This window comes from Streptomyces nymphaeiformis (genome assembly GCF_014203895.1).
GTDB lineage: Bacteria > Actinomycetota > Actinomycetes > Streptomycetales > Streptomycetaceae > Streptomyces > Streptomyces nymphaeiformis.
In genome coordinates this window covers 246,375-267,506 of record NZ_JACHJY010000006.1, presented here as the reverse complement: position 1 = coordinate 267,506, position 21,132 = coordinate 246,375, and the positions used below count along the sequence as shown (strand labels likewise).

Sequence of the window (21,132 nt, the reverse complement as noted above, 5' to 3'; positions counted from 1 at the left end):
CGTAGCGTGCAGGGTGCGCGAGCCGGCGTGGCGGTGGTGACCAGCCGCGATGACGCAGGGGCGCGGCCACGTCACCGACGAACAGGGTTTGGGGAGTGCTGGGGGACGACGCGGAGCTGACGGCCGCGGTGCTCGCTGCGCAGAACGGGGACGAGGACGCCTTCCGTACTGTGTACCGCGCCGTGCAACCCCGGCTGCTCGGCTACATACGCACACTGGTCGGCGACACCGACGCCGAGGACGTCGCCTCCGAGGCCTGGCTCCAGATAGCCCGCGACCTCGACCGCTTCGACGGCGACGCGGACCGGTTCCGCGGCTGGGCGGCCCGCATCGCCCGCAACCGCGCCCTCGACCACGTCCGGATGCGCGGCCGCCGCCCCGCCGTCGGCGCCGACGAGACCGAACTCGCCGACAAGCCCGCCGACTCCGACACGGCCGGCGAGGCCCTGGAGGCCCTCGCCACCGGCGACACCATGCAGCTGATCGCCCAGCTCCCGCAGGACCAGGCCGAGGCCGTCGTCCTGCGCGTCGTCGTCGGCCTCGACGCCAAGAGCGCCGCCGACACCCTGGGCAAACGCCCCGGCGCCGTGCGCACCGCCGCACACCGGGGGCTCAAGAAGCTCGCCGAACTCCTCGGAGCCGACGGACAGGACGACGGAGCGGGAACCGTCGTCCCCCTGGACGGCGTCCCTCCGCAACGCGGCCGCGCACCGGGGTCCGTGACCCCGAGCGGTGTGACGCAATCACGTCCGCGTACGCAGAAGGACATGTGATGGCCGACGAGCGGTACCAGTGGCTCGATCAGGAGGCCGCGGAGCGGCTGCTCCGCGGTGAGCCGGTCGAGGCCGTCGACGACCGTGCCCGCGCCGAGGCCCAGCGCCTCGCCGAGGCCCTCGGCACGGCCCGTGCCCCGGCCCTCCCGCCGGCCGCGCGCACCGAACTCCCGGGCGAGGCCGCGGCACTCGCCGCCTTCCGCAAGGCCACCGCCGAGCGCGCCGCGGCCGCGTCCGCCGCCCCCGCGCCGGTCTCCGCCACCGCGCCCGCCGGCCGTACCGCCGGCGCCGAACTGGGACGGATACGACTCGCGCCCGTCACCGCCCCGGCGCGCCGCTGGGGACGTTCCGTGCGGTACGGGCTCGCCGCCGCGGTCGCCGCCGTCACGGTCGGCGGCGTCGCCGTCGCCGCCGGTACGGGCGTGCTGCCCCTGGTCGGCCCCGCACCCGCCAGCTCCGTCACGGCGGGGGAGACGACGGACCCGCTCGTCTCGACGGAGCCCGGCATACGCCAGGACCCCGAGACGCCCCCGACGCGGCCGGGCGACGGCGACCCCACGCCCGGCTCGTCCCCCTCGGCCGACTCCGGGTCCACCGCCCCGACCCCCCGCGTCCCGGACGGCCGCGGCACGGCCACCGCCGGTCCGGGCACCCCGAAGCCGGGCCGGTCGGACGGAAGCGGCACCAGCGGCGGCACCGGCTCGACGAGCACCCGTGAGAAGGCCCTCCAGGCCTGCCGGGAGTACCGGACGGGCAAGCTCGACGCCGCCGGCCGGCAGCAGCTCCAGAAGACCCTGCGCGGCGGCGATACCCTGCGCGGCTACTGCGACCGGATCCTCTCCGGCGACTCCGCGAACAGCGGCGGCAACGGCGACGGCGACGGCACCTCCGAGGGCACGGGCCAGAACGGCGCCAAGGGCGGCGACGGCCAGGGCGACTCCAAGGACGACCCCGAGGACAACGCCGACGGCAGCCGCAAGGGCGGATCGAACAGCGGGGCCGGCGGCGGCTCCGAGGGCGGCGACCAGAGCGGCTCCGGGAACCAGTCTTCCGGGAATCAGGCCTCCGGGAATCAGGCCTCCGGGAACCAGGCCTCCAGCAACAAGGCCTCCGGCACCCTTTCCGGCGCCCGCCTCCAGGCCTCGCTCACGGCCGCGCTGCCCCTGGGAATCACCGCCGGGACACGTCTTCCGCTCGCGGTGTAACACTTCTGGACCTGCCGACGCAGTAAGAAATGCCGACTGGTCATCGGCCGCGCAGAGAGCCGGGGTTCCCCCCGTACCTACGGCTCCGCGCACCTGGCGCGGGTGGGACACGTTCCCCCGGTCCCACCCGCGCCCCTTCCCCTCCTGGTCCTCACCAGTAGACGACGACCTTGTCGCCGACCTTCACCTGGTCGAAGAGCGCCGAGAGCTTGGTCCGGTCCCGGACGTTCACGCAGCCGTGCGAGGCCCCCGCATAGCCGCGGGCCGCGAAGTCCGCCGAGTAGTGCACGGCCTGGCCGCGGCTGAAGAACATCGCGTACGGCATGGGCGTGTGGTAGATCGTCGACGTCCAGTCCTTCGCCTTCCACTCGACCTTGAAGAGGCCCTCGCGGGTCGGCGTGTTCTCCGAGCCGAAGCGGACGTCCATCGACGAGACGACCCGGCCGTCGATCATCCAGGCGAGCGTCCGGCTCTCCTTGCTGATGCACATCACCCGGCCGGTCATGCAGCGCGGGTCCGGGGTGTCGAGCTTGTTCGTCGTCGACGGCTTCAGCTCGTCGGCGGTCGGCTTCCGGGTGACGGAGAGCAGCGTCTGCCAGGTCTTCTTGTCGACCGAGCCCGTCTTCGGCAGACCCCGGTGCGCCTGGAACTTCCTGACCGAGGCGGCCGTCATCGTCCCGTAGAAGCCGGTGGGGGCCCGGTCGAAGAAGTCGAGCTGCCGCAGCCGCGCCTGGAGCTCGCGCACCTGCTCGGTCTCGGTGCCCTCGCCCATGAGGGGCTTCGACGCGGGCGTCCCGGTGGTGGGCGGGGCGGACGGGGACGGCGGCTTGTCGTCCGTGGAGGACGCGGAAGGCGTGGAGCTCGGCGTGGAGTCAGGGGTGGCAGCGGTGCCGGGCGCGGTCGAGCTCGGCGCGGGAGCTGTGCCCGTGCCCGTGCCCGTACCCGTACCGGCGCCGGACGCGTCCGGCGTGCAGCCCGCGGCGAGTGCCACCGCCACTGCCGCCAGAACGACTCTGCTTATGACGGAAGAAGACCGCTTCATTCATTGCCCCCCGAGATGCGTCGTGTGTACGTAGGGATGCTTCCCGCGCGCGTGCGGTTGCGCACCTGGGCGGTGTCTTGTGAGGAAGCTCCCAGCGCGCTGCCCTCCATCGCCCGCACCCCCGCCACTACAGTCCGTCGCGAGGGTCGCTACCGCTGAGTCACAGGTCTACCGGGAGGCACAACGCATGGCGCGCGAGTCGGAGTCGGGGCTGCCCATCGAGCCGGTCTACGGACCGGAGGCCCTGGACGGATGGGATCCCGCCGAGAAGCTGGGCGAGCCGGGCTCGTACCCCTTCACCCGCGGTGTGTACCCCTCGATGTACACCGGGCGGCCCTGGACCATGCGGCAGTACGCCGGCTTCGGCACCGCCGTCGAGTCCAACGCCCGCTACAAGCAGCTCATCGCCAACGGCACCATGGGCCTCTCGGTCGCCTTCGACCTGCCGACCCAGATGGGCCACGACTCGGACGCCCCGATCGCGCACGGCGAGGTCGGCAAGGTCGGCGTGGCCATCGACTCGATCGACGACATGCGCGTCCTGTTCGACGGGATCCCCCTCGACAAGGTCTCCACGTCGATGACGATCAACGCGCCCGGCGCGCTCCTCCTCCTGCTCTACCAGCTCGTCGGCGAGGAGCAGGGCGTCCCGGCGGACAAGCTGACCGGCACGATCCAGAACGACGTGCTCAAGGAGTACATCGCCCGCGGCACGTACATCTTCCCGCCGAAGCCCTCGCTGCGGCTGATCGCGGACATCTTCAAATACTGCAGGACCGAGATCCCGAAGTGGAACACGATCTCGATCTCCGGCTACCACATGGCCGAGGCCGGCGCCTCGCCCGCGCAGGAGATCGCGTTCACCCTCGCCGACGGCATCGAGTACGTCCGCACGGCCGTCGCCGCCGGCATGGACGTCGACGACTTCGCGCCCCGGCTGTCCTTCTTCTTCGTGGCCCGCACGACGATCCTGGAGGAGGTCGCCAAGTTCCGCGCGGCCCGCCGGATCTGGGCGCGGGTGATGAAGGAGGAGTTCGGTGCGAAGAACCCCAAGTCGCTGATGCTCCGCTTCCACACCCAGACCGCAGGCGTGCAGCTCACCGCCCAGCAGCCCGAGGTCAACCTGGTGCGCGTCGCCGTCCAGGGCCTCGCGGCCGTCCTCGGCGGCACGCAGTCGCTGCACACCAACTCCTTCGACGAGGCCATCGCCCTGCCGACGGACAAGTCCGCCCGCCTCGCCCTGCGCACCCAGCAGGTCCTGGCGTACGAGACGGACGTCACCGCCACCGTCGACCCGTTCGCCGGCAGTTACGTCGTCGAGAAGATGACGGACGACGTCGAGGCCGCCGCCGTGGAGCTGATGGGCCGGGTCGAGGAGATGGGCGGCGCGGTCAGCGCGATCGAGCGCGGCTTCCAGAAGAACGAGATCGAGCGCTCGGCGTACCGGATCGCGCAGGAGACCGACAGCGGCGAGCGGGTCGTCGTCGGCGTCAACCGCTACACGATCGACGTCGAGGAGCCCTACGAGCCGCTCCGCGTCGACCCGGCGATCGAGGCCCAGCAGGCCGAGCGCCTCGCCCGGCTGCGGTCCGAGCGCGACCAGGCGGCCGTGGACGCGGCGCTCGCCGAGCTGAAGAAGGCCGCCGAGGGCACGGACAACGTCCTCTACCCGATGAAGACCGCCCTCAAGGCCCGGGCCACGGTCGGCGAGGTCTGCGACGCGCTGCGCGGGGTCTGGGGCACGTACGTCCCGACCGACGCGTTCTGACCGATTCCAGCTGTTGAAACCTAAAGCGGAGTGTCGTACCGGTGTGCGACACTCCGCTTCATGCTGGGTGTCATCGATCTGCCGACCTATCTCGCGGGGCTCGTCCTCATCATCCTCCTGCCGGGGCCGAACTCGCTGTACGTGCTGTCCGTCGCCGCCCGCAAGGGCACCCGGACCGGATACAAGGCCGCCGCCGGGGTGTTCACCGGCGACGCGGTCCTGATGACGCTCGCCGCCCTCGGCGCCGCCTCGCTGCTCCAGACCACCCCGCTCCTCTTCATGATCGTGAAGTACGCGGGCGCCGGCTATCTGACCTGGATGGCGATCGGCATGCTGCGGGCCGCCCTCGCCATGTGGCACACCCGGCACGAGACCGCCGCCGCCCCGGACGCCGAGCCGGAGGCCGGGCCGTCCGAGCACCCGTACCGCCGCGCGCTGATCATCAGCCTCTTCAACCCGAAGGCGATCCTCTTCCTGATCTCCTTCTTCGTGCAGTTCGTGGACCCGTCCTACGCCTACCCGGCACTCTCCTTCCTGGTCCTCGGCACCCTGCTCCAGCTCGGCAGCTTCCTCTACCTGACGACCCTGATATTCGGCGGCACCCGGCTCGCCGAGGCCTTCCGCCGCCGCAAGCGCCTCTCGGCCGGAGCCACCTCCGCCGCCGGCGCCCTCTTCCTCGGCTTCGCCGCGAAGCTCTCGCTCAGCAGCGCCGCCTGACCCGGAAGGGCTTGACCCTCACACCGTGTGAGGCCGTTCCGTAGGGGGCGTCATGTTCACCATCGGAGACTTCGCCCGGCACGGGCGGGTGTCGGTCCGGATGCTGCGCCACTACGACGCCATCGGACTGCTGCGCCCGGCCCACGTCGACCCGCACAGCGGCTACCGCTTCTACACGGCGGACCAGCTCGCCCTGCTCAACCGCGTCATCGCGCTCAAGGACCTCGGCTTCACCCTCGAACAGGTGGGGGCGATCCTCCGGGAGGAGCTCGGCGCGGAGGAGCTGCGCGGGATGCTGCGTCTGCGCCGGGCCGAGCTCGAAGCGGCCCTGGAGGCGGCGCGGGCCCGGCTCGCCCAGGTCGGTGCGAGGCTCCGCGCCATCGAGAGTGAGGGACGCATGTCCACACAGGACGTCGTCGTCAAGAAGGTCCCCGCCGTCCGGGTCGCCGAGCTGAGCGCGGTCGCCGCGAGCTACGGACCGGAGGACATCACCCCGGTCATCGGTCCGCTGTACGAGGAGCTGTGCCGCCGTCTGGAGGACGCGGGCGTCACCGGCTTCGGCCCCGGCATCGCGTACTACGAGGACGCGGGCAAGGGGGACGGCTCGGTCCTCGTGCACGCCGCCATGACCGTCCCCGAGGGCACCGCCGTGGAGGGCGTCGAGGTGCTCGTCCTGCCCGGCATCGAGGAGGCGGCGACCGTCGTCCACCGCGGCTCGATGGACGAGATCCTGCCGACCGCGCAGACCCTCGCCACCTGGATCGACACCAACGGCCACGCCTCCGCCGGGTACGCCCGCGAGCTGTACCTGGAGTGCCCGGAGGACCGGGCGGGATGGGTGACCGAGCTCCAGGAGCCGATCGTCCGCGCCTGATCGCACGCGCTGCGGGCCCGGGACCCCCGCACGGGTTCCCGGGCCCGCCGTCCTCGGTGGTGGTTCCCTACTTCTTCAGCGCCTTGCGCAGCCGCAGCGCCCGGCGGGCGAGGCGGCGGACCTTCGGGTGGCGGGGGATCGGCAGGCCGCCCGGCAGGTTCAGGACGGTGAGGCGGCGCCGGGTGAAGTGGTGCCGGGTGCGCTCGGCGAGCGGGCCCGAGAGGTGCCGTACCGCCGGCTCCCGCAGCTCCGGACGTATCTTCGGCTGCATCGCGAAGCCGACCGCCGCGACCAGGTCGTTCAGCTCCTCCGTACCGATCGCGGAGTCCTCGCCCTCCTTCTCGAGCGGCGGGACGACCGCGTCGACGACCGTGAGCGGGATCCGGTTGCTGTTCTGGAACGGGGTGAGCCGCTCCAGGAGGACGCGCGTGCCGACCCGGGCGGCCGGCAGACCGTAGAACGTCGCCGCCGTGAGCAGCGCCGTCGAGAAGCAGCCGACGACGAGCGCGGGCCGCAGCTCGCGGTAGAGCACCTCGGCGAGCAGCGGCCGGTCCTCGACGGTCAGTTCGGCGCCGAGCTCCTCCGCCGCCTCCACCAGCTTCCGCGACCAGGCGTCCGGGGCCGTCGGGTGCGGCTTGAAGACGAGCCGCCGGTGGCCGCGGGCGATCGCGCCCCGGACCATCCGCAGGTGCAGCTCCTCCTCCTCGGCGGCGGTCAGCAGGTTCAGCGCGGCCAGGTACTGGCCGAGGAGCAGGGCGGGGCCCTCCTGGGCGGCGGGCGTTCCCGCCAGCTCCTCGACGACCTTCGTGAAGGCCTCCGTCGGCACCGCCTCCGGCACCGCCCCGAACTCGGCGAGCAGCAGCGGCGCGAGCCCGGGGACGAGGTCCAGGTGGAGCAGCCGGGCCACGCGCCCGCCGATCAGCGGGTCGATCTTGTTGCGGGTCGGCCCGTAGCTCATCAGCCCGTCCGCGTACACCGTGATCGGCGCGTCGGGGAGCAGCTGGGCGATCGCGAGCGCGGGCGTGACCTGGATCGACTCCAGGGCGAGCTCGACGCGGTCGTCGCCGAGGCCCCACAGCGTGCGGAGGTGCCGCTGGAGGAGCGGGAGGTCGCTCGCGCGCGGGGTCCAGCCGGCCGGGTGGAGCGGGGAGATCGTCTCGTTCCAGGACAGGACGTCGTCGAAGCGGCCGCGCAGCCGCTCGAAGCCCTCGGCCTCGTCCAGGGCGGGGGTCGTCTCCGGTACGGCCGCGTTGTTGCAGACGAGGAGGATCCGGCGGTCGGCGGGGCCGAAGCAGCCGCTGTCGAGCGCGGCGGCGATCGTCACGGCGCCGTAGAGGGTGGAGGCGCAGAAGATCTGGGTGGTCCGACGGGTGCTCACGCGGCCACCTCCGCGGAGCCGGCGGAGCGGGTGGCGGCCGGGGAGCCGGAGGCCGTGCCGGAGTCGGAGGCGGCCGGGGCGCCGGAAGCCGTACCCGGGCCGGATCCCGTGTCGCCGGTGCGGACCGGTGCCGGCGGCGGCGGCGCGGGCCGGCGCCTGCGCAGTCGGCGCAGGAGCGTCGCGCGGTCCCCGCCCATCGCGGTGAGGGCCTCGTCGAGGACGTCCTGCGGCATCCGCCGCAGCGCGCCCGCGCTCATCGCCTTCAGCTGACGCGCCACCTCGGGCTCGAACCGTTCGATCGAGCTGTTGTGATGGAAAATCACCGCGCAATACGTGCGGACGGCCTTGGGAAGAAGAAGGTCCGCGTCCGCGTCCTTCGCCGTTTCCTCGATCACCTGGTCGAATGCGCGGATGAAATCCAATTGCCGGACGTCGCCGATCTGGGTGAGCGAGGTCGCGACCCCGCGCCGGTAGAACACCCCGAGTTCACCGACCGCGGCGAACGATTCCGCCTCGCGGTGGAGTTTCCAGATCCACGGCCGGTCCTCGGCCGTCCGCAGCCCGTGCGGGAAATGCAGCAGCCCCCGGTCGAGGAGCCGGCGGTGGTAGATCCCGGCCCAGGCGTACGGGTAGTCGACCGAGGTCGTGCGGTGCGAGGGCAGGATCGCGTCCCGGGGGTTCAGCGCCTCGCCGCGGCGGGGGACCGGTGCCCGGCGCACCGCGCGGTTGCGGCCGGTGACCGTCACGTGGTCGGTGCGCAGGAAGTCGACGCGCAGCGATTCGGCGGCGTCGACCAGGCGCGCGTAGTAGCCGGGGGCGAGCCAGTCGTCCCCGTCGAGGAAGGCGACGTACTCGCCGCGGGCGGCGTCCAGGCCGGTGTTCCGGGCCGTGGCGAGGCCCTCGTTGTGCTCGTGCCTGATCAGGACGGCACCCGGGATCTCGCGTGCGGCCCGCTCCAGGATCTCCGGGGTCCCGTCCGACGAGCAGTCGTCGACAAGCAGGAACTCGAAGTCCTCGCGGGCGTTGGCCCGCAGGCTCGTGAGGGTGTCGGGGGCGTATGTCTGCACGTTGAAGAACGGCACGACGACGGAGAGCTTGACCACGCGGCCGACGCTAGGTGCCGCCACGGCATTCCCACCGACCGCCGGGCAGCCTTTCGGTGAACACCAAGCGGCGGGCCGATTAACCGCCTTTCCCCGCAACGCGAATCAGCCGCACCGCGTCCGGATGGCGACCCACTTCTCCCGGCGGAGAGGCTCTGTTCACCGTTTGTTGTGGCTCAGTTGGGCCGAAAAGCGGAATGCCCTTCTAGCGTCCTCGACGTGCCAGCAAGTACCAGAGAAGCGGTACGGGTCGCCGTACTCGCCGACTCCGACACCCGGTGGAAATGGGGCGCCCTCACCGCGCGCCGCATCACCACGGCGACCGCCGAACCCACCGGATTCGTCCTGCGCGGACGGGCCACGCCCACCGCCCGCCAGCTCGCCGAGACCGGGGTGTCCCAGGACGCCCCGCGCGAGGTGACGGGCGCGGAGTTCCTGCGTGCGGTACGGGACGCGGAGGCGCGCGGCGAGGGATTCGACGTCCTCGTGCTCTCCCTGGTCGGCGGCACCGTCCGCGCCGTCCTCCAGGGCCTGGCCGACCTCTCCCTGGAGCGCCGCCCGGTGATCGTCACCGGCTATGTCGGCGTCGTCTACGAGAAGCTGACCGACGGCCTGCTGCTGCGCCACGGCGCCGACGTCGTCCTCGCCAACTCCCGCCACGACGCCGAGCGTTTCCGCGCCGTGTACGAGGGCGTGGGCGCCGGCGCCGACTCGGTCGTCGAGGCCGCGCTGCCCTTCCTGGGCGGCGCCCCGCACGCCCCCGAGGCCGGCCGCGACGCCCTGGTCTTCGCCGCGCAGCCCTCCGTGCCCGTCACGAAGGCCGAACGGACCTACGTACTGCGCCGGTTGATCGCCCACGCCCGTCTCCACCCGGGCCGCGAGGTGCTCCTCAAGCTCCGCTCCAAGCCGGGCGAACACACCACGCACCTGGAGGAGTTCCCCTTCCAGAAGCTGGTGCGCGAGCTCGACCCTCCGGACAACTTCCGCCTCGTGTACGGGCACATGGGCGAGGTCCTCGACCGCACCGACCTCCTGGTCACCGTCTCCTCCACGGCCGCCCTCGAAGCGCTCCACCGCCGGATCCCCACCGCGATCCTCACCGACCTCGGGGTCCGCGAGGCGCTCGGCAACCACCACTTCGTCGGCTCCGGCCTGCTGACCTCCTTCGACCGGCTCGACAAGGGGGACGTGCCGATACCCGACGAGACCTGGCTCGCCCGGCAGGGCGTCGCCTCCGACGGCTCGTACGGGAAGGCCTTCGACGCCGCCCGCGACCGCGTCGCCGAGCTCCTGGCGCTTCCCGCGCTGCCCCCGATCACCCCCTACTACACCGCGGAGACGGCCCCCGGCTACCTGCCCGGGATCCTCGCCCGCCACCGCCTGGACGTCACCGCGCCCGAGCCCCGCGAGAGCGGTCTGCGCCGGGTCGTCCGGGAGGCCGCGCGGGGCGCGTACCGCCACGGCGTGCAGCGCGTCGCCCCCGTCATCCGCCGCCTGGGAGAACTCTGATGAGCGCCACCGCCACGCCCGCCGAGCCCGTCGCGAACCCGACCGTCCTCGCCGTCATCCCCGCCCGGGGCGGCTCCAAGGGCGTGCCCGCCAAGAACCTCGCGCCGGTGGCCGGGGTCCCCCTGGTGGCCCGCGCCGTCCACGCCTGCCTCGGCGCCCGCACCGTCACGCACGTCGTGGTCTCCACCGACGACGCCGCCATCGCGGCCGCGGCCCGCACCGCCGGGGCCGAGGCCGTCCAGCGGCCCGCCGCGATCGCCGGCGACACGGCCACCAGCGAGGCCGCGGTCCTGCACGCGATGGACGCCTTCGAGGCCACCCACGGCCGCCCGGCCGACGTGGTCCTCCTCGTCCAGTGCACGAGCCCCTTCCTCACCTCCGCCGAGGTCGCCGAGACCGCCGGGCGGATCACCTCGGGCGCCGCCGACACCGCCTTCACGGCCGCCCCCTCCCACGGCTTCCTCTGGCGCGAGACTCCCGACGGGGCCACCGGCGTCAACCACGACAAGGCGCACCGCCCGCGCCGCCAGGACCGGGAGCCCGAGTACCTGGAGACCGGCGCCGTCTACGCGATGGACGCGGCCGGCTTCCGTGCCCACGGACACCGCTTCTTCGGCCGCACCGCGCTCGTCGTCACCGACCCCGCCCGGGTCCTGGAGATCGACGACCCGCACGACCTCGCCCGCGCCAAGGCCCTCGCGCCGCTCCTCGACGAGCCCGTCACGCCCGGCTTCGCCGACGTCGACGCCGTCGTCCTCGACTTCGACGGCACCCAGACCGACGACCGGGTCCACCTCGACGCCGAGGGCCGCGAGTTCGTCTCCGCGCACCGCGGCGACGGCCTCGGCATCGCGGCCCTGCGCCGCGCCGGACTGCCCGTCCTCATCCTCTCCACCGAGCAGAACGCCGTGGTCGCCGCCCGCGCCCGCAAGCTCAAGATCCCCGTCCTGCACGGCATCGACCGCAAGGACCGCGCCCTCAAGGAGTGGTGCGAGGCCGAGGGCATCGACCCCCAGCGCGTCCTCTACGCCGGCAACGACGTCAACGACCTGCCCTGCTTCCACCTCGTCGGCTGGCCCGTCGCGGTGAGCAGCGCCCACGACTCCGTACGGGCCGCCGCCCGCGCGGTCACCGTCACCCCGGGCGGCGCCGGAGCGATCCGCGAGATCGCCGCCTGGCTCCTCGGACCCGAGCTCGACACCCCCAACTCGCCCAACCCGTAAGGAACGATCATGAACTCCCGTCTGCGCACCCTCGGCAACAAGACCGCCGGCCCGGGCCAGTCCGTCTACGTCTGCGGCGAGATCGGCATCAACCACAACGGCGACCTCGAGAACGCCTTCAAGCTGATCGACGTGGCCGCCGAGGCCGGCTGTGACGCCGTCAAGTTCCAGAAGCGCACCCCGGAGATCTGCACCCCGCGCGACCAGTGGGACATCGAGCGCGACACCCCCTGGGGCCGGATGACGTACATCGACTACCGCCACCGCGTCGAGTTCGGCGAGGACGAGTACCGCGCCATCGACGAGCACTGCAAGGAGCGCGGCATCGACTGGTTCGCCTCCCCGTGGGACACCGAGGCCGTCGCCTTCCTGGAGAAGTTCGACGTCCCCGCCCACAAGGTGGCCTCCGCCTCCCTCACCGACGACGAGCTCCTCCGCGAGCTGCGCGCCACCGGCCGCACGGTGATCCTCTCCACGGGCATGTCGACGCCGAAGCAGATCCGCCACGCGGTGGAGGTCCTCGGCTCGGACAACATCCTGCTCTGCCACGCCACCTCGACGTACCCGGCCAAGGCCGAGGAGCTCAACCTCCGCGTCATCCAGACGCTCCAGGAGGAGTACCCGAACGTCCCGATCGGCTACTCCGGCCACGAGACCGGCCTCCAGACCACGCTGGCCGCGGTCGCCCTCGGCGCCACCTTCGTCGAGCGCCACATCACCCTCGACCGCGCCATGTGGGGCTCCGACCAGGCCGCCTCCGTCGAGCCGCAGGGCCTCCAGCGCCTCGTCCGCGACATCCGCACGATCGAGACCGCGCTCGGCGACGGCGTCAAGAAGGTCTACGAGTCGGAGCTCGGCCCGATGAAGAAGCTCCGCCGGGTCCAGGGCACCGTCGCCGCATGACCACCCAGCTGGCGTTCGTCGAGAGCCCGGTCCAGCTCCTGAACGTCCTGGAGTGGGCGCACACGCAGACCGCCCCCCGTTCCGCCGCGGAACCGGTGGGCACCACGGACGGCGCCCCTGCCGGGCCCGGGCTCCCGGCTCCGAGGACGCCCGCGAACGCGGCGCCCTCCACCGGCGACCCGGCGGACGCCCTGACCGTCGTCGTCCTCTCGCCGACCGACCCCATGTCGCGGGGCCAGCTGCGCCGGATGGCCCAGCTGGCCCGCGACCAGGGGCTCACCGTGCACTGGCAGGAGGCCCGCGGCGGCCGGGGCGCGCTCGTCCGGACGCTGCGGAGGCTCGCCCAGCCGCTGCGCTCGGCCGAGCGGGTGATCATCGGGGACCCGTTCTCCCGGTACGTCCAGCTGCTCCTGACCCTTTTCGCCCCCCGGCACCTGACGGTGGTCGACGACGGCACCGCGACCATGGAGTTCGCCGCCCAGCTCGGCCGCGGCGAGCGCCTGGTGCGCTGGCACCGCAAGGGCAGCCTGGGCCCCCGTGAGCTGGTCCTCGCCCCGGTGACGACCCTCGCGAGGCGCCGGCTCGCCCCCGCCCGGGGCCGTACGGTCGAGATCTTCACCTCGCTGCCCGTGGAGGCCCCGGAGGGCGTCACGGTCACGGAGAACGCGTACGCCTGGACCCGGGACACCTTCGGCCCGCCGCTGCTCACCGGCGGCGCGGACCTCGTCGGCACCTCGCTCGTCGAGACCGGGGTCGTCGACGCCGACCACTACGCGCGCGTGGTGAGCGAGCTGGCCCGTGCCCACGGGGCCACCCGCTACTTCGCGCACCGCAGGGAGAGCGCCGAGAAGCTGCACCGGATCGCGGTCGAGACGGGCCTCCAGGTGGTCCGGCCCGAGCTGCCCCTGGAGCTGATCGCCCGGCGCGGCCCCATCGGCCGTACGGTCGTCAGCTTCCCGTCCACGGTCGTGCACACCCTGCCGCTGGCCCTGGCCGGCACGGGCGTGAAGGTGGCCGTCATCGACATAGCGCCCGAGTGGCTGCGGGCGACCGCCTCGCCGCGCGCCCAGGGCTTCCTGTCCGGGATCACGGGCACCGCGGCCCACGAGGTCGACCGGCTCACCGCCCGGGCGGCACATCCGGCCGACCGGCTCGAATTCGGCTGAGCGTACCCACCAGGAGTGAGGTTCATGCCTGCGAAACCGAGATTCTTTCCCCTAAGGGGCTGAAATTCTCGTGATCAACGGGCAGTTGACCTCTCCACGGGCCTACCCTTCAAAGGGTGAACCAGTTGAAGTCCCGTGAGCCCGGCTCCGCCACCCTGCCCGGAACGCTGTCCGAACCCCTGCGCGCCGAACTCGTCGCCTTCCGCAGGGACTTGCACATGCACCCCGAGCTCGGCAACCAGGAGTTCCGTACGACCGCCGCGCTCAAGGCCCGCCTGGAGGCGGCCGGCCTCGCGCCGAAGGTCCTGCCGGGCGGCACCGGGCTCATCTGTGACATCGGCACCCGGGCCGCCGGCCGGTCCATGCTCGCGATCCGCGCCGACCTGGACGCGCTGCCCATCCCCGACGTCAAGACCGTCGCCTACCGCTCCACCGTGGCCAACCGCGCCCACGCCTGCGGACACGACGTCCACACCACCACCGTCCTCGGCGCCGGACTCGTCCTCGCCGAGCTCGACCGCGAGGGCCTCCTGCCGAACGCCGTGCGGCTGATCTTCCAGCCCGCCGAGGAGGTCCTGCCCGGCGGCGCCACCGACACCGTCGAGGCCGGCGTCCTGGACGGCGTCGGCCGGATCGTCGCCGTCCACTGCGACCCCCGGGTCGACGCCGGGAAGATCGGGCTCCGCGCGGGCGCCATCACCTCCGCCTGCGACCGTCTGGAGGTCACCCTCGACGGCCCCGGCGGCCACACCGCCCGCCCGCACCTCACCACCGACCTGGTCACCGCCGCCGCCCGGGTCGCCACCGACGTCCCCGCCGTCCTCGCCCGCCGCGTCGACGCCCGCTCGGGCCTCTCGGTCACCTGGGGCCGCATCGAGGCCGGCCACGCCCCCAACGTCATCCCGCAGCGCGCCGAACTCTCCGGCACCGTCCGCTGCCTCGACCTGCCCGCCTGGCGCGAGGCCCCCGACCTGGTCCACGCGGCGATCGACGAGGTCGCGACCCTCCACCGGGCCAAGGTGACCGTGGACTACGTCAGGGGCGTCCCCCCGGTCGTCAACGACCCGCTGATCGCCGAACTGCTCCGCGACGCCATGACGGCCCGCCGCGGGCCGTACGCGGTCGAGGACACCGAGCAGAGCCTCGGCGGCGAGGACTTCTCCTGGTACCTGGAGCACGTCCCCGGCGCCATGGCCCGCCTCGGCGTCCGCACCCCCGGCGACACCCGGGTCCGGGACCTGCACGCCGGTGACTTCGACGTGGACGAGCGGTGCATCGAGGCGGGCGTGGAGCTCTTCACGGCCGCGGCCCTGCTCGACGGCGCGGCCAAGCCCCGGACGACCGCAACGCCCGTCCTCTGACGGACGCAACGCCCCGGGCCCTGACGGACGCGGGCCCGGGCCCCGGCGGCAGCACCCCCGAGCCCCCTTCTTCGGTGATCATCGCCACGTCCCGGCGGTGACCAACGCCACGCCGAAACGGTTGAAATCCGGCCGGACGGCACACTCGGCCGTCCGGCCCAAGAACGGCGTGTCGCCGTTCCGGGGTCTCCCCAACGCGCGTACCGGCCTGTATAACCGGCGGTACCGGGCCGAACGCCCCCGGTCGCCTCGGCTGGCCGGTTCGCGACGATCCGATAACGACTCATGAACGGGTCTTTAACTGACATCTACGCGCGTTACGATCGCCGCGAAACCAGCGCCGGAAGAGGCGCTTTCGGTCAGTCTTGAAGGGACCCTCCTCTTGCGCCGGATCACCAGGATCACGACCGTGGGCCTCACCGCCGCGGCGCTCGCCCTGTCCGCCACCGCGTGTGGCAAGTCGTCCACGGGCTCCAGCTCCAGCTCCAGCGCGGCCTCGGGCTCGGCCGTCAAGGCCGCCATCGCGTACGACATCGGCGGCCGTGGCGACCAGTCGTTCAACGACGCCGCCTTCGCCGGCCTGCAGAAGGCCGAGAAGGAGCTCGGCGTCAAGGGCGCCGAGGCCGAGCCGTCGCAGGGCGAGAGCGACGCCGACAAGGTCGCGCGCCTCACCTCGCTGGCCCGCGCCGGCAACAACCCGGTCATCGGCGTCGGCTTCTCCTACGCCCCGGCCATCGCGAAGGTCGCCAAGCAGTTCCCGAAGACCACCTTCGGTCTCATCGACGACACCTCGGTGACCGCCCCGAACATCGCCAACCTGGTCTTCAACGAGGAGCAGGGCTCCTACCTGGCCGGCGTCGTCGCCGCCAAGGCCTCCAAGACCGGCACGGTCGGCTTCATCGGCGGTGTCGAGGTTCCGCTGATCAAGAAGTTCGAGGCGGGCTACACGCAGGGCGTCAAGGACACCAACCCCAAGGCGAAGGTGCTCACCCAGTACCTGACCCAGCCGCCGAACTTCGACGGCTTCTCGAAGCCCGACCTCGGCAAGGCCGCCGCGGAGGGCCAGCTCGACAAGGGCGCCGACGTGATCTACGCCGCCGCCGGTCTGGCCGGCTCGGGCGCCATCGAGGCCGCCTCGGCCGCGGGCAAGTGGGCCATCGGCGTCGACTCCGACCAGTACAAGCAGGCGGGTCTGGCCTCGTACAAGAACCAGATCCTGACCTCGGTCACCAAGGACGTCTCGGGCTCCGTCTTCAACCTGATCAAGTCGGTCAAGGACGGCAAGCCGCAGACCGGTGAGATCCGCTACGGCCTCGCCACCAACGGCGTCGGCCTGGCCGACTCCAACCCGGCGTTCGTCAAGATGACCGACGTCACCGCCGCGGTGGAGAAGGCGAAGAAGGACATCGTCGACGGCAAGATCACGGTCAAGACCGCTCCGTAAGGACGTCCAGGTCACGACCTGAACCCGGGCCCGGATCCGGTGGCACCCCCCACCGGACCCGGGCCCCGGGCCCATTCCCGTACGGGTTTTCACTTTTCGGCAGCGCTACGCGTGTAGATGTCTCCCTGGCACGATAACTTCACCCCGCCCTGCCCTCCCGCTCCCACTCCTTCCGGCCAAGGAGAGTGCGTCATCAACGCGTCCAGCCCCCCTGCCGTAGAACTGCACGGCATCACCAAGCGATTCCCCGGCGTCGTCGCCAACAAGGACATCGCCATCACCGTCCGCAAGGGCACCGTGCACGCCCTCATCGGCGAGAACGGTGCCGGCAAGTCGACCCTCATGAAGATCCTCTACGGCATGCAGAAGCCGGACGAGGGCACCATCGCGGTCGACGGCGAGCAGGTCACCTTCTCCAGCCCCGGTGACGCCATCGCCCGCGGCATCGGCATGGTGCACCAGCACTTCATGCTCGCCGACAACCTCACCGTCCTGGAGAACGTCGTCCTCGGCGGCGAGAAGCTCTACGGCATCGGCGCCAAGGCGCGGAAGAAGATCAAGGAGATCTCCGACGCGTACGGCCTCGGGGTCCGCCCCGACGCCCTCGTCGAGGACCTCGGCGTGGCCGACCGCCAGCGCGTCGAGATCCTCAAGGTCCTCTACCGCGGCGCGAAGATCCTCATCCTCGACGAGCCGACCGCCGTCCTCGTCCCGCAGGAGGTCGACGCGCTCTTCGACAACCTGCGCGAGCTCAAGTCCGAGGGCCTCACGGTCATCTTCATCTCGCACAAGCTGGGCGAGGTCCTGAAGGTCGCCGACGACATCACCGTCATCCGCCGGGGCACCACGGTCGGCACCGCCGACCCGAAGACCGCCACCACCAAGCAGCTCGCCGAGCTGATGGTCGGCAGCGAGCTGCCCTCGCCGGAGACCCGCGAGTCGACGGTCACGGACGTCCCGATGATCCAGGTCCAGGGCCTGACCCTGACCGAGGCCGGCGCCGCTGCCGCCGCCCCGCTCACCACCGCCGCCCCGGCCGACCCGGCCGCCGCGGTCACGGTGCACGAGGAGCCCATCGCCGGGCGCCGCCTCCTCGACGACATCTCGCTCACCATCCACAAGGGCGAGATCCTCGGCATCGCCGGTGTCGAGGGCAACGGCCAGACCGAGCTCATCGAGGCCCTCATGGGCATGAACTCGCCCGACGCGGGCGTCATCAGCCTCGACGGCGAGGACATCTCCACGGTCTCCGTGCGCAAGCGCCGCGAGGGCGGCATCGGCTACATCCCCGAGGACCGCCACCGCCACGGCCTGCTCCTGGAGGCCCCCCTCTGGGAGAACCGCATCCTCGGCCACGTCACCGAGGCCCCCAACTCCAAGCGCGGCATCCTCGACCCCAAGGCCGCCCGCAAGGACACCGAGCGGATCGTGCGCGAGTACGACGTCCGCACGCCCGGCATCGACGTCACCGCGGCCTCCCTCTCCGGCGGCAACCAGCAGAAGCTGATCGTCGGCCGCGAGATGAGCCACAACCCCAAGTTCCTGATCGCCGCCCACCCCACCCGCGGTGTGGACGTCGGCGCGCAGGCGCAGATCTGGGACGCGATCCGGGACGCCCGCCGCGCGGGCCTCGCGGTGCTGCTGATCTCCGCCGACCTCGACGAGCTGATCGGCCTGTCCGACACCCTCCGGGTCATGTACCGCGGCAAGCTCGTCGCCGAGGCCGACCCCGCCACCATCACGCCCGAGCAGCTGGGATCCGCCATGACCGGCGCGGCCACCGGCCAGCTCGAAGGCACCGAGCAGTCCGAAGACGGTGACGCCCGATGATGAAAATCGACAAGGACAAGCTGATCATCGGGGCCGCCGGCCCCGTGCTCGCGCTGGTCTCGTCCTTCGTGCTCACCGTCCTGGTGCTGCTCGCGACGGGCCTGGACCCGATCGAGCCGATCCGGCTGATGATCGACAACGCCGGTTACTCCGACGTCCAGGTCCTGATCGTCAACTACACCGGAATCCTCTATCTGGCGGCCCTGGGCGTGGCCATCGGCTTCCGGATGAACCTCTTCAACATCGGCGTCGAGGGCCAGTACCGCCTCGCCGCGATGGTCTCGGCGCTGGTCGGCGCGGCCGTCGACCTGCCCGGTCCGCTGCACATCCTGGTCATCGTGCTCGTCGCCATCGCGACCGGTGCCCTCTGGGCCGGCATCGCGGGCATCCTGAAGACCACCCGCGGCGTCTCCGAGGTCGTCTCCACGATCATGCTCAACGCCATCACCACCTCCCTGGTGGCCTGGCTGATCCTGCCGAAGAACTTCGGCGTCCAGCCCGCGGGCTCCAACGACCTCACCACCGGTCAGATCCCCGAGTCCGGCTGGTTCCCCGGCATCGACATGGGCGAGGGCGGCCAGATCTACGGCTTCACCTTCGTCGCGCTCGCGCTCGGCGTCGTCTACTGGTTCGTCATCAACCGCACGCGCTTCGGCTTCGACCTGCGCGCCACGGGCGAGAGCGAGTCCGCGGCCCAGGCCAGCGGCGTCGACGCCAAGAAGATGATCATCACCGCGATGCTGATCTCGGGCGGTCTCGCCGGTCTGGCCGGCATGCCGATCCTGCTCGGCGAGTCGCACACGTACAGCCTCGCCTTCCCGGTCGGCGTCGGCTTCACCGCCATCACCGTCGCGCTGCTCGGCCGCAATCACCCGGTCGGCATCCTCTTCGCCGCCCTCCTCTTCGCGTTCCTCGAAAAGGCGTCCTCCAGCCTGGACATCGCGGGGTACCCGAAGGAGATCACGCAGATCATGCAGGGCATCATCGTGATCGCCGTGGTCGTCTCCTACGAGCTCGTCCGCCGTTACGGCACCCGCCGCCAGCAGCAGAAGGTCGGCGAGGAGCTCGCCGCCGGCGGCGCCATCAAGACCGACAAGGAGGTCTCGGCATGAGCACCGGCACCGTCGCCAAGCCGAGCGCCGCGCCGAAGAAGGCCGGACGCCGCAAGCTGACCTGGCCCTGGATCCTGCTGATCGTCGCGGCCGGCCTCGTCCTCTTCTCCCTCGTCCGCGTCGTCTCCGGCGCCGACGACCTCACCTCCGTCGGCCAGATCTCCGGCGCGCTCCAGCTCGCCGTGCCGATCGCCATGGCCGGTCTCGGCGGTCTGTGGTCCGAGCGCGCGGGCGTCGTGAACATCGGCCTCGAAGGCATGATGATCCTCGGCACCTGGTTCGGCGCCTGGGCCGGCTACCAGTGGGGCCCGTGGACGGGCGTCGTCGTCGGCATCCTCGGCGGCGCGGTCGGCGGCCTGCTGCACGCGATCATCACCGTCACGTTCAACGTGAACCACATCGTCTCCGGTGTGGCGATCAACATCCTCGCGGTCGGCTTCACCCAGTACCTGTCGAACTTCACCTTCGCCGAGGCCGAGGGCGGCTCCTCCAAGCAGTCCCCGCGGATCGACCCGATCACCGACGTCACCATCCCGGGACTCTCGGACGGGCTGATCGACCTCCAGCAGAAGCACTGGTTCCTGATCTCGGACATCGCCGGCATCCTCGGCGGCCTGGTCACCCACCTGTCGCTGCTGACGATCGTGGCCGCCCTGCTCATCCCGGCCACCTGGTGGCTGCTCTGGCGCACGTCCTTCGGCCTGCGGCTGCGCTCCTGCGGTGAGAACCCGGTCGCGGCCGAGTCCCTGGGCGTCAACGTCTACAAGTACAAGTACATCGCCGTCGTCGTCTCCGGCGGCCTCGCCGGCCTCGGCGGCGCCTTCCTGGCGATCGTCTCCACCGGCATCTACCAGGAGGGCCAGACCGGCGGCCGCGGCTACATCGGTCTCGCCGCGATGATCTTCGGCAACTGGATGCCCGGCGGCATGGCGCTCGGCGCGAGCCTCTTCGGCTTCACCGACAGCCTCAAGATCCGCGGCGGCGCCGAGAACGTCCACGCGCTGCTGCTGCTCGTCGCGCTGCTCCTGGTGATCGCCGCGCTGTGGCAGCTGTACAGGAAGAAGTACGCGGTCGCGGCCATCTCCGCCGCCTTCTCCGCCGCGTTCTTCCTCTGGTACTTCCTGACCGACGAGGTCCCGAGCCAGTTCGTCGACGCCGCCCCGTACATCACCACCCTGCTCGTGCTCGCCCTCTCGGCGCAGCGCCTGCGGATGCCGAAGGCGGACGGCCTGCCGTACCGCAAGGGCGAGGGCAAGTGACGACGGCGCCCGACTGGGAGGCCCTGCGGGCCGCGGCGCGCGAGGCCATGTCGCACGCGTACGCCCCGTACTCCGACTTCCCGGTCGGCGCGGCGGCCCTCGTGGACGACGGGCGGACGGTCTCCGGCTGCAACGTGGAGAACGCCTCCTTCGGCCTCGGCCTGTGCGCCGAGTGCGGGCTCGTCTCGCAGCTCCAGGCGACCGGCGGCGGCCGGCTCACGCACTTCGTGTGCGTGGACGGCCGGGGCGAGTCCCTGGTCCCGTGCGGGCGCTGCCGGCAGCTGCTCTACGAGTTCGGGGGCCCCGACCTCGTCCTGGAGACGCCCGCCGGGTTCCTGACCCTGGCGGAGATGCTCCCGCAGGCCTTCGGTCCCGACCACCTCGCCAAGTAGTACGAGGTCGCGGCCACGACCTGAGCGACCCTTCCGGCACGATGGGAGGGTCGCTCCCCTTTCCTCCCCCCTC

General features: G+C 72.0%; 18 protein-coding genes. 15 read left to right on the top strand and 3 right to left on the bottom strand.

Translation table 11 applies throughout. The features are described from left to right. The first annotated feature begins 95 nt into the window (after positions 1–95). Entirely contained in the window at positions 96–773 is a 678-nt protein-coding gene (locus tag GGE06_RS21800; RefSeq protein ID WP_116159229.1) for an RNA polymerase sigma factor, read from the top strand. Beyond that, the gene (locus tag GGE06_RS21795; protein ID WP_184931511.1) at positions 773–1,978 is read left to right on the top strand and encodes a hypothetical protein; all 1,206 of its coding nucleotides are present in this window, start codon (positions 773–775) and stop codon (positions 1,976–1,978) included. Before GGE06_RS21800 ends, GGE06_RS21795 begins: the two co-directional genes overlap by 1 nt. A 151-nt stretch (positions 1,979–2,129) precedes the next feature. Here the strand turns inward: GGE06_RS21795 and GGE06_RS21790 are convergent, their stop codons facing one another. Continuing rightward, positions 2,130–2,975 carry a L,D-transpeptidase family protein gene (locus GGE06_RS21790; protein WP_376773571.1) on the bottom strand — a complete coding sequence of 282 codons (846 nt, stop codon included), beginning with the start codon at positions 2,973–2,975 and terminating at the stop codon, positions 2,130–2,132. A 232-nt stretch (positions 2,976–3,207) separates the two neighbouring features. Between GGE06_RS21790 and GGE06_RS21785 the strand changes: the two genes are divergently transcribed. Genes GGE06_RS21785 through GGE06_RS21775 form a run of 3 tightly spaced genes read left to right on the top strand, consistent with a single transcriptional unit; the run spans position 3,208 to position 6,379 of the window. Next, complete coding sequence (locus GGE06_RS21785) at positions 3,208–4,788, top strand: acyl-CoA mutase large subunit family protein (RefSeq protein WP_116159226.1); 1,581 nt, start codon at positions 3,208–3,210, stop codon at positions 4,786–4,788. 60 nt (positions 4,789–4,848) lie between these two features. After that, positions 4,849–5,505 (top strand): leucine efflux protein LeuE, encoded by a 657-nt coding sequence (gene leuE / locus GGE06_RS21780; RefSeq protein ID WP_116159225.1) that lies wholly within the window; start codon positions 4,849–4,851, stop codon positions 5,503–5,505. Positions 5,506–5,557: 52 nt separating this feature from the next. Beyond that, the gene (locus GGE06_RS21775; RefSeq protein WP_116159224.1) at positions 5,558–6,379 is read left to right on the top strand and encodes a MerR family transcriptional regulator; all 822 of its coding nucleotides are present in this window, start codon (positions 5,558–5,560) and stop codon (positions 6,377–6,379) included. 67 nt (positions 6,380–6,446) lie between these two features. Here GGE06_RS21775 and GGE06_RS21770 read toward each other — a convergent pair whose 3' ends face one another. Beyond that, positions 6,447–7,757, bottom strand: coding sequence for a polysialyltransferase family glycosyltransferase (locus GGE06_RS21770; protein ID WP_184931509.1), 1,311 nt, complete (start codon positions 7,755–7,757; stop codon positions 6,447–6,449). Continuing rightward, complete coding sequence (locus GGE06_RS21765) at positions 7,754–8,860, bottom strand: glycosyltransferase family 2 protein (protein ID WP_184931508.1); 1,107 nt, start codon at positions 8,858–8,860, stop codon at positions 7,754–7,756. The genes GGE06_RS21770 and GGE06_RS21765 overlap by 4 nt, the downstream gene beginning before the upstream one ends. A 219-nt stretch (positions 8,861–9,079) precedes the next feature. On the opposite strand from GGE06_RS21765, the gene GGE06_RS21760 reads away from it, so the two are divergent. From GGE06_RS21760 to GGE06_RS21715, 10 genes are all read left to right on the top strand, one after another. Beyond that, positions 9,080–10,369 carry a DUF6716 putative glycosyltransferase gene (locus GGE06_RS21760; protein ID WP_116159222.1) on the top strand — a complete coding sequence of 430 codons (1,290 nt, stop codon included), beginning with the start codon at positions 9,080–9,082 and terminating at the stop codon, positions 10,367–10,369. Continuing rightward, the gene (locus GGE06_RS21755) at positions 10,369–11,592 is read left to right on the top strand and encodes an acylneuraminate cytidylyltransferase (protein WP_116159221.1); all 1,224 of its coding nucleotides are present in this window, start codon (positions 10,369–10,371) and stop codon (positions 11,590–11,592) included. Before GGE06_RS21760 ends, GGE06_RS21755 begins: the two co-directional genes overlap by 1 nt. A 9-nt stretch (positions 11,593–11,601) precedes the next feature. After that, positions 11,602–12,495, top strand: coding sequence for an N-acetylneuraminate synthase family protein (locus tag GGE06_RS21750; protein ID WP_116159220.1), 894 nt, complete (start codon positions 11,602–11,604; stop codon positions 12,493–12,495). Beyond that, positions 12,492–13,661 (top strand): hypothetical protein, encoded by a 1,170-nt coding sequence (locus GGE06_RS21745; RefSeq protein WP_184931507.1) that lies wholly within the window; start codon positions 12,492–12,494, stop codon positions 13,659–13,661. Before GGE06_RS21750 ends, GGE06_RS21745 begins: the two co-directional genes overlap by 4 nt. 116 nt (positions 13,662–13,777) lie before the next feature. Next, positions 13,778–15,022, top strand: a complete 1,245-nt coding sequence (locus GGE06_RS21740; RefSeq protein ID WP_116159218.1) for an amidohydrolase — start codon at positions 13,778–13,780, stop codon at positions 15,020–15,022. A gap of 382 nt (positions 15,023–15,404) precedes the next feature. Beyond that, positions 15,405–16,466 carry a BMP family lipoprotein gene (locus GGE06_RS21735; RefSeq protein WP_184931506.1) on the top strand — a complete coding sequence of 354 codons (1,062 nt, stop codon included), beginning with the start codon at positions 15,405–15,407 and terminating at the stop codon, positions 16,464–16,466. Positions 16,467–16,583: 117 nt separating this feature from the next. After that, on the top strand, positions 16,584–18,296 hold the full coding sequence (locus GGE06_RS21730; RefSeq protein ID WP_184931505.1) for an ABC transporter ATP-binding protein: 1,713 nt from the start codon (positions 16,584–16,586) through the stop codon (positions 18,294–18,296). Next, positions 18,293–19,408 carry an ABC transporter permease gene (locus GGE06_RS21725; protein ID WP_116159215.1) on the top strand — a complete coding sequence of 372 codons (1,116 nt, stop codon included), beginning with the start codon at positions 18,293–18,295 and terminating at the stop codon, positions 19,406–19,408. The genes GGE06_RS21730 and GGE06_RS21725 overlap by 4 nt, the downstream gene beginning before the upstream one ends. Then, positions 19,405–20,667: an ABC transporter permease gene (locus tag GGE06_RS21720; RefSeq protein WP_116159214.1), complete on the top strand. Its 1,263-nt coding sequence runs from the start codon at positions 19,405–19,407 to the stop codon at positions 20,665–20,667. Before GGE06_RS21725 ends, GGE06_RS21720 begins: the two co-directional genes overlap by 4 nt. Beyond that, positions 20,664–21,059, top strand: a complete 396-nt coding sequence (locus tag GGE06_RS21715) for a cytidine deaminase (RefSeq protein ID WP_116159213.1) — start codon at positions 20,664–20,666, stop codon at positions 21,057–21,059. The genes GGE06_RS21720 and GGE06_RS21715 overlap by 4 nt, the downstream gene beginning before the upstream one ends. Positions 21,060–21,132 lie beyond the last annotated feature (73 nt).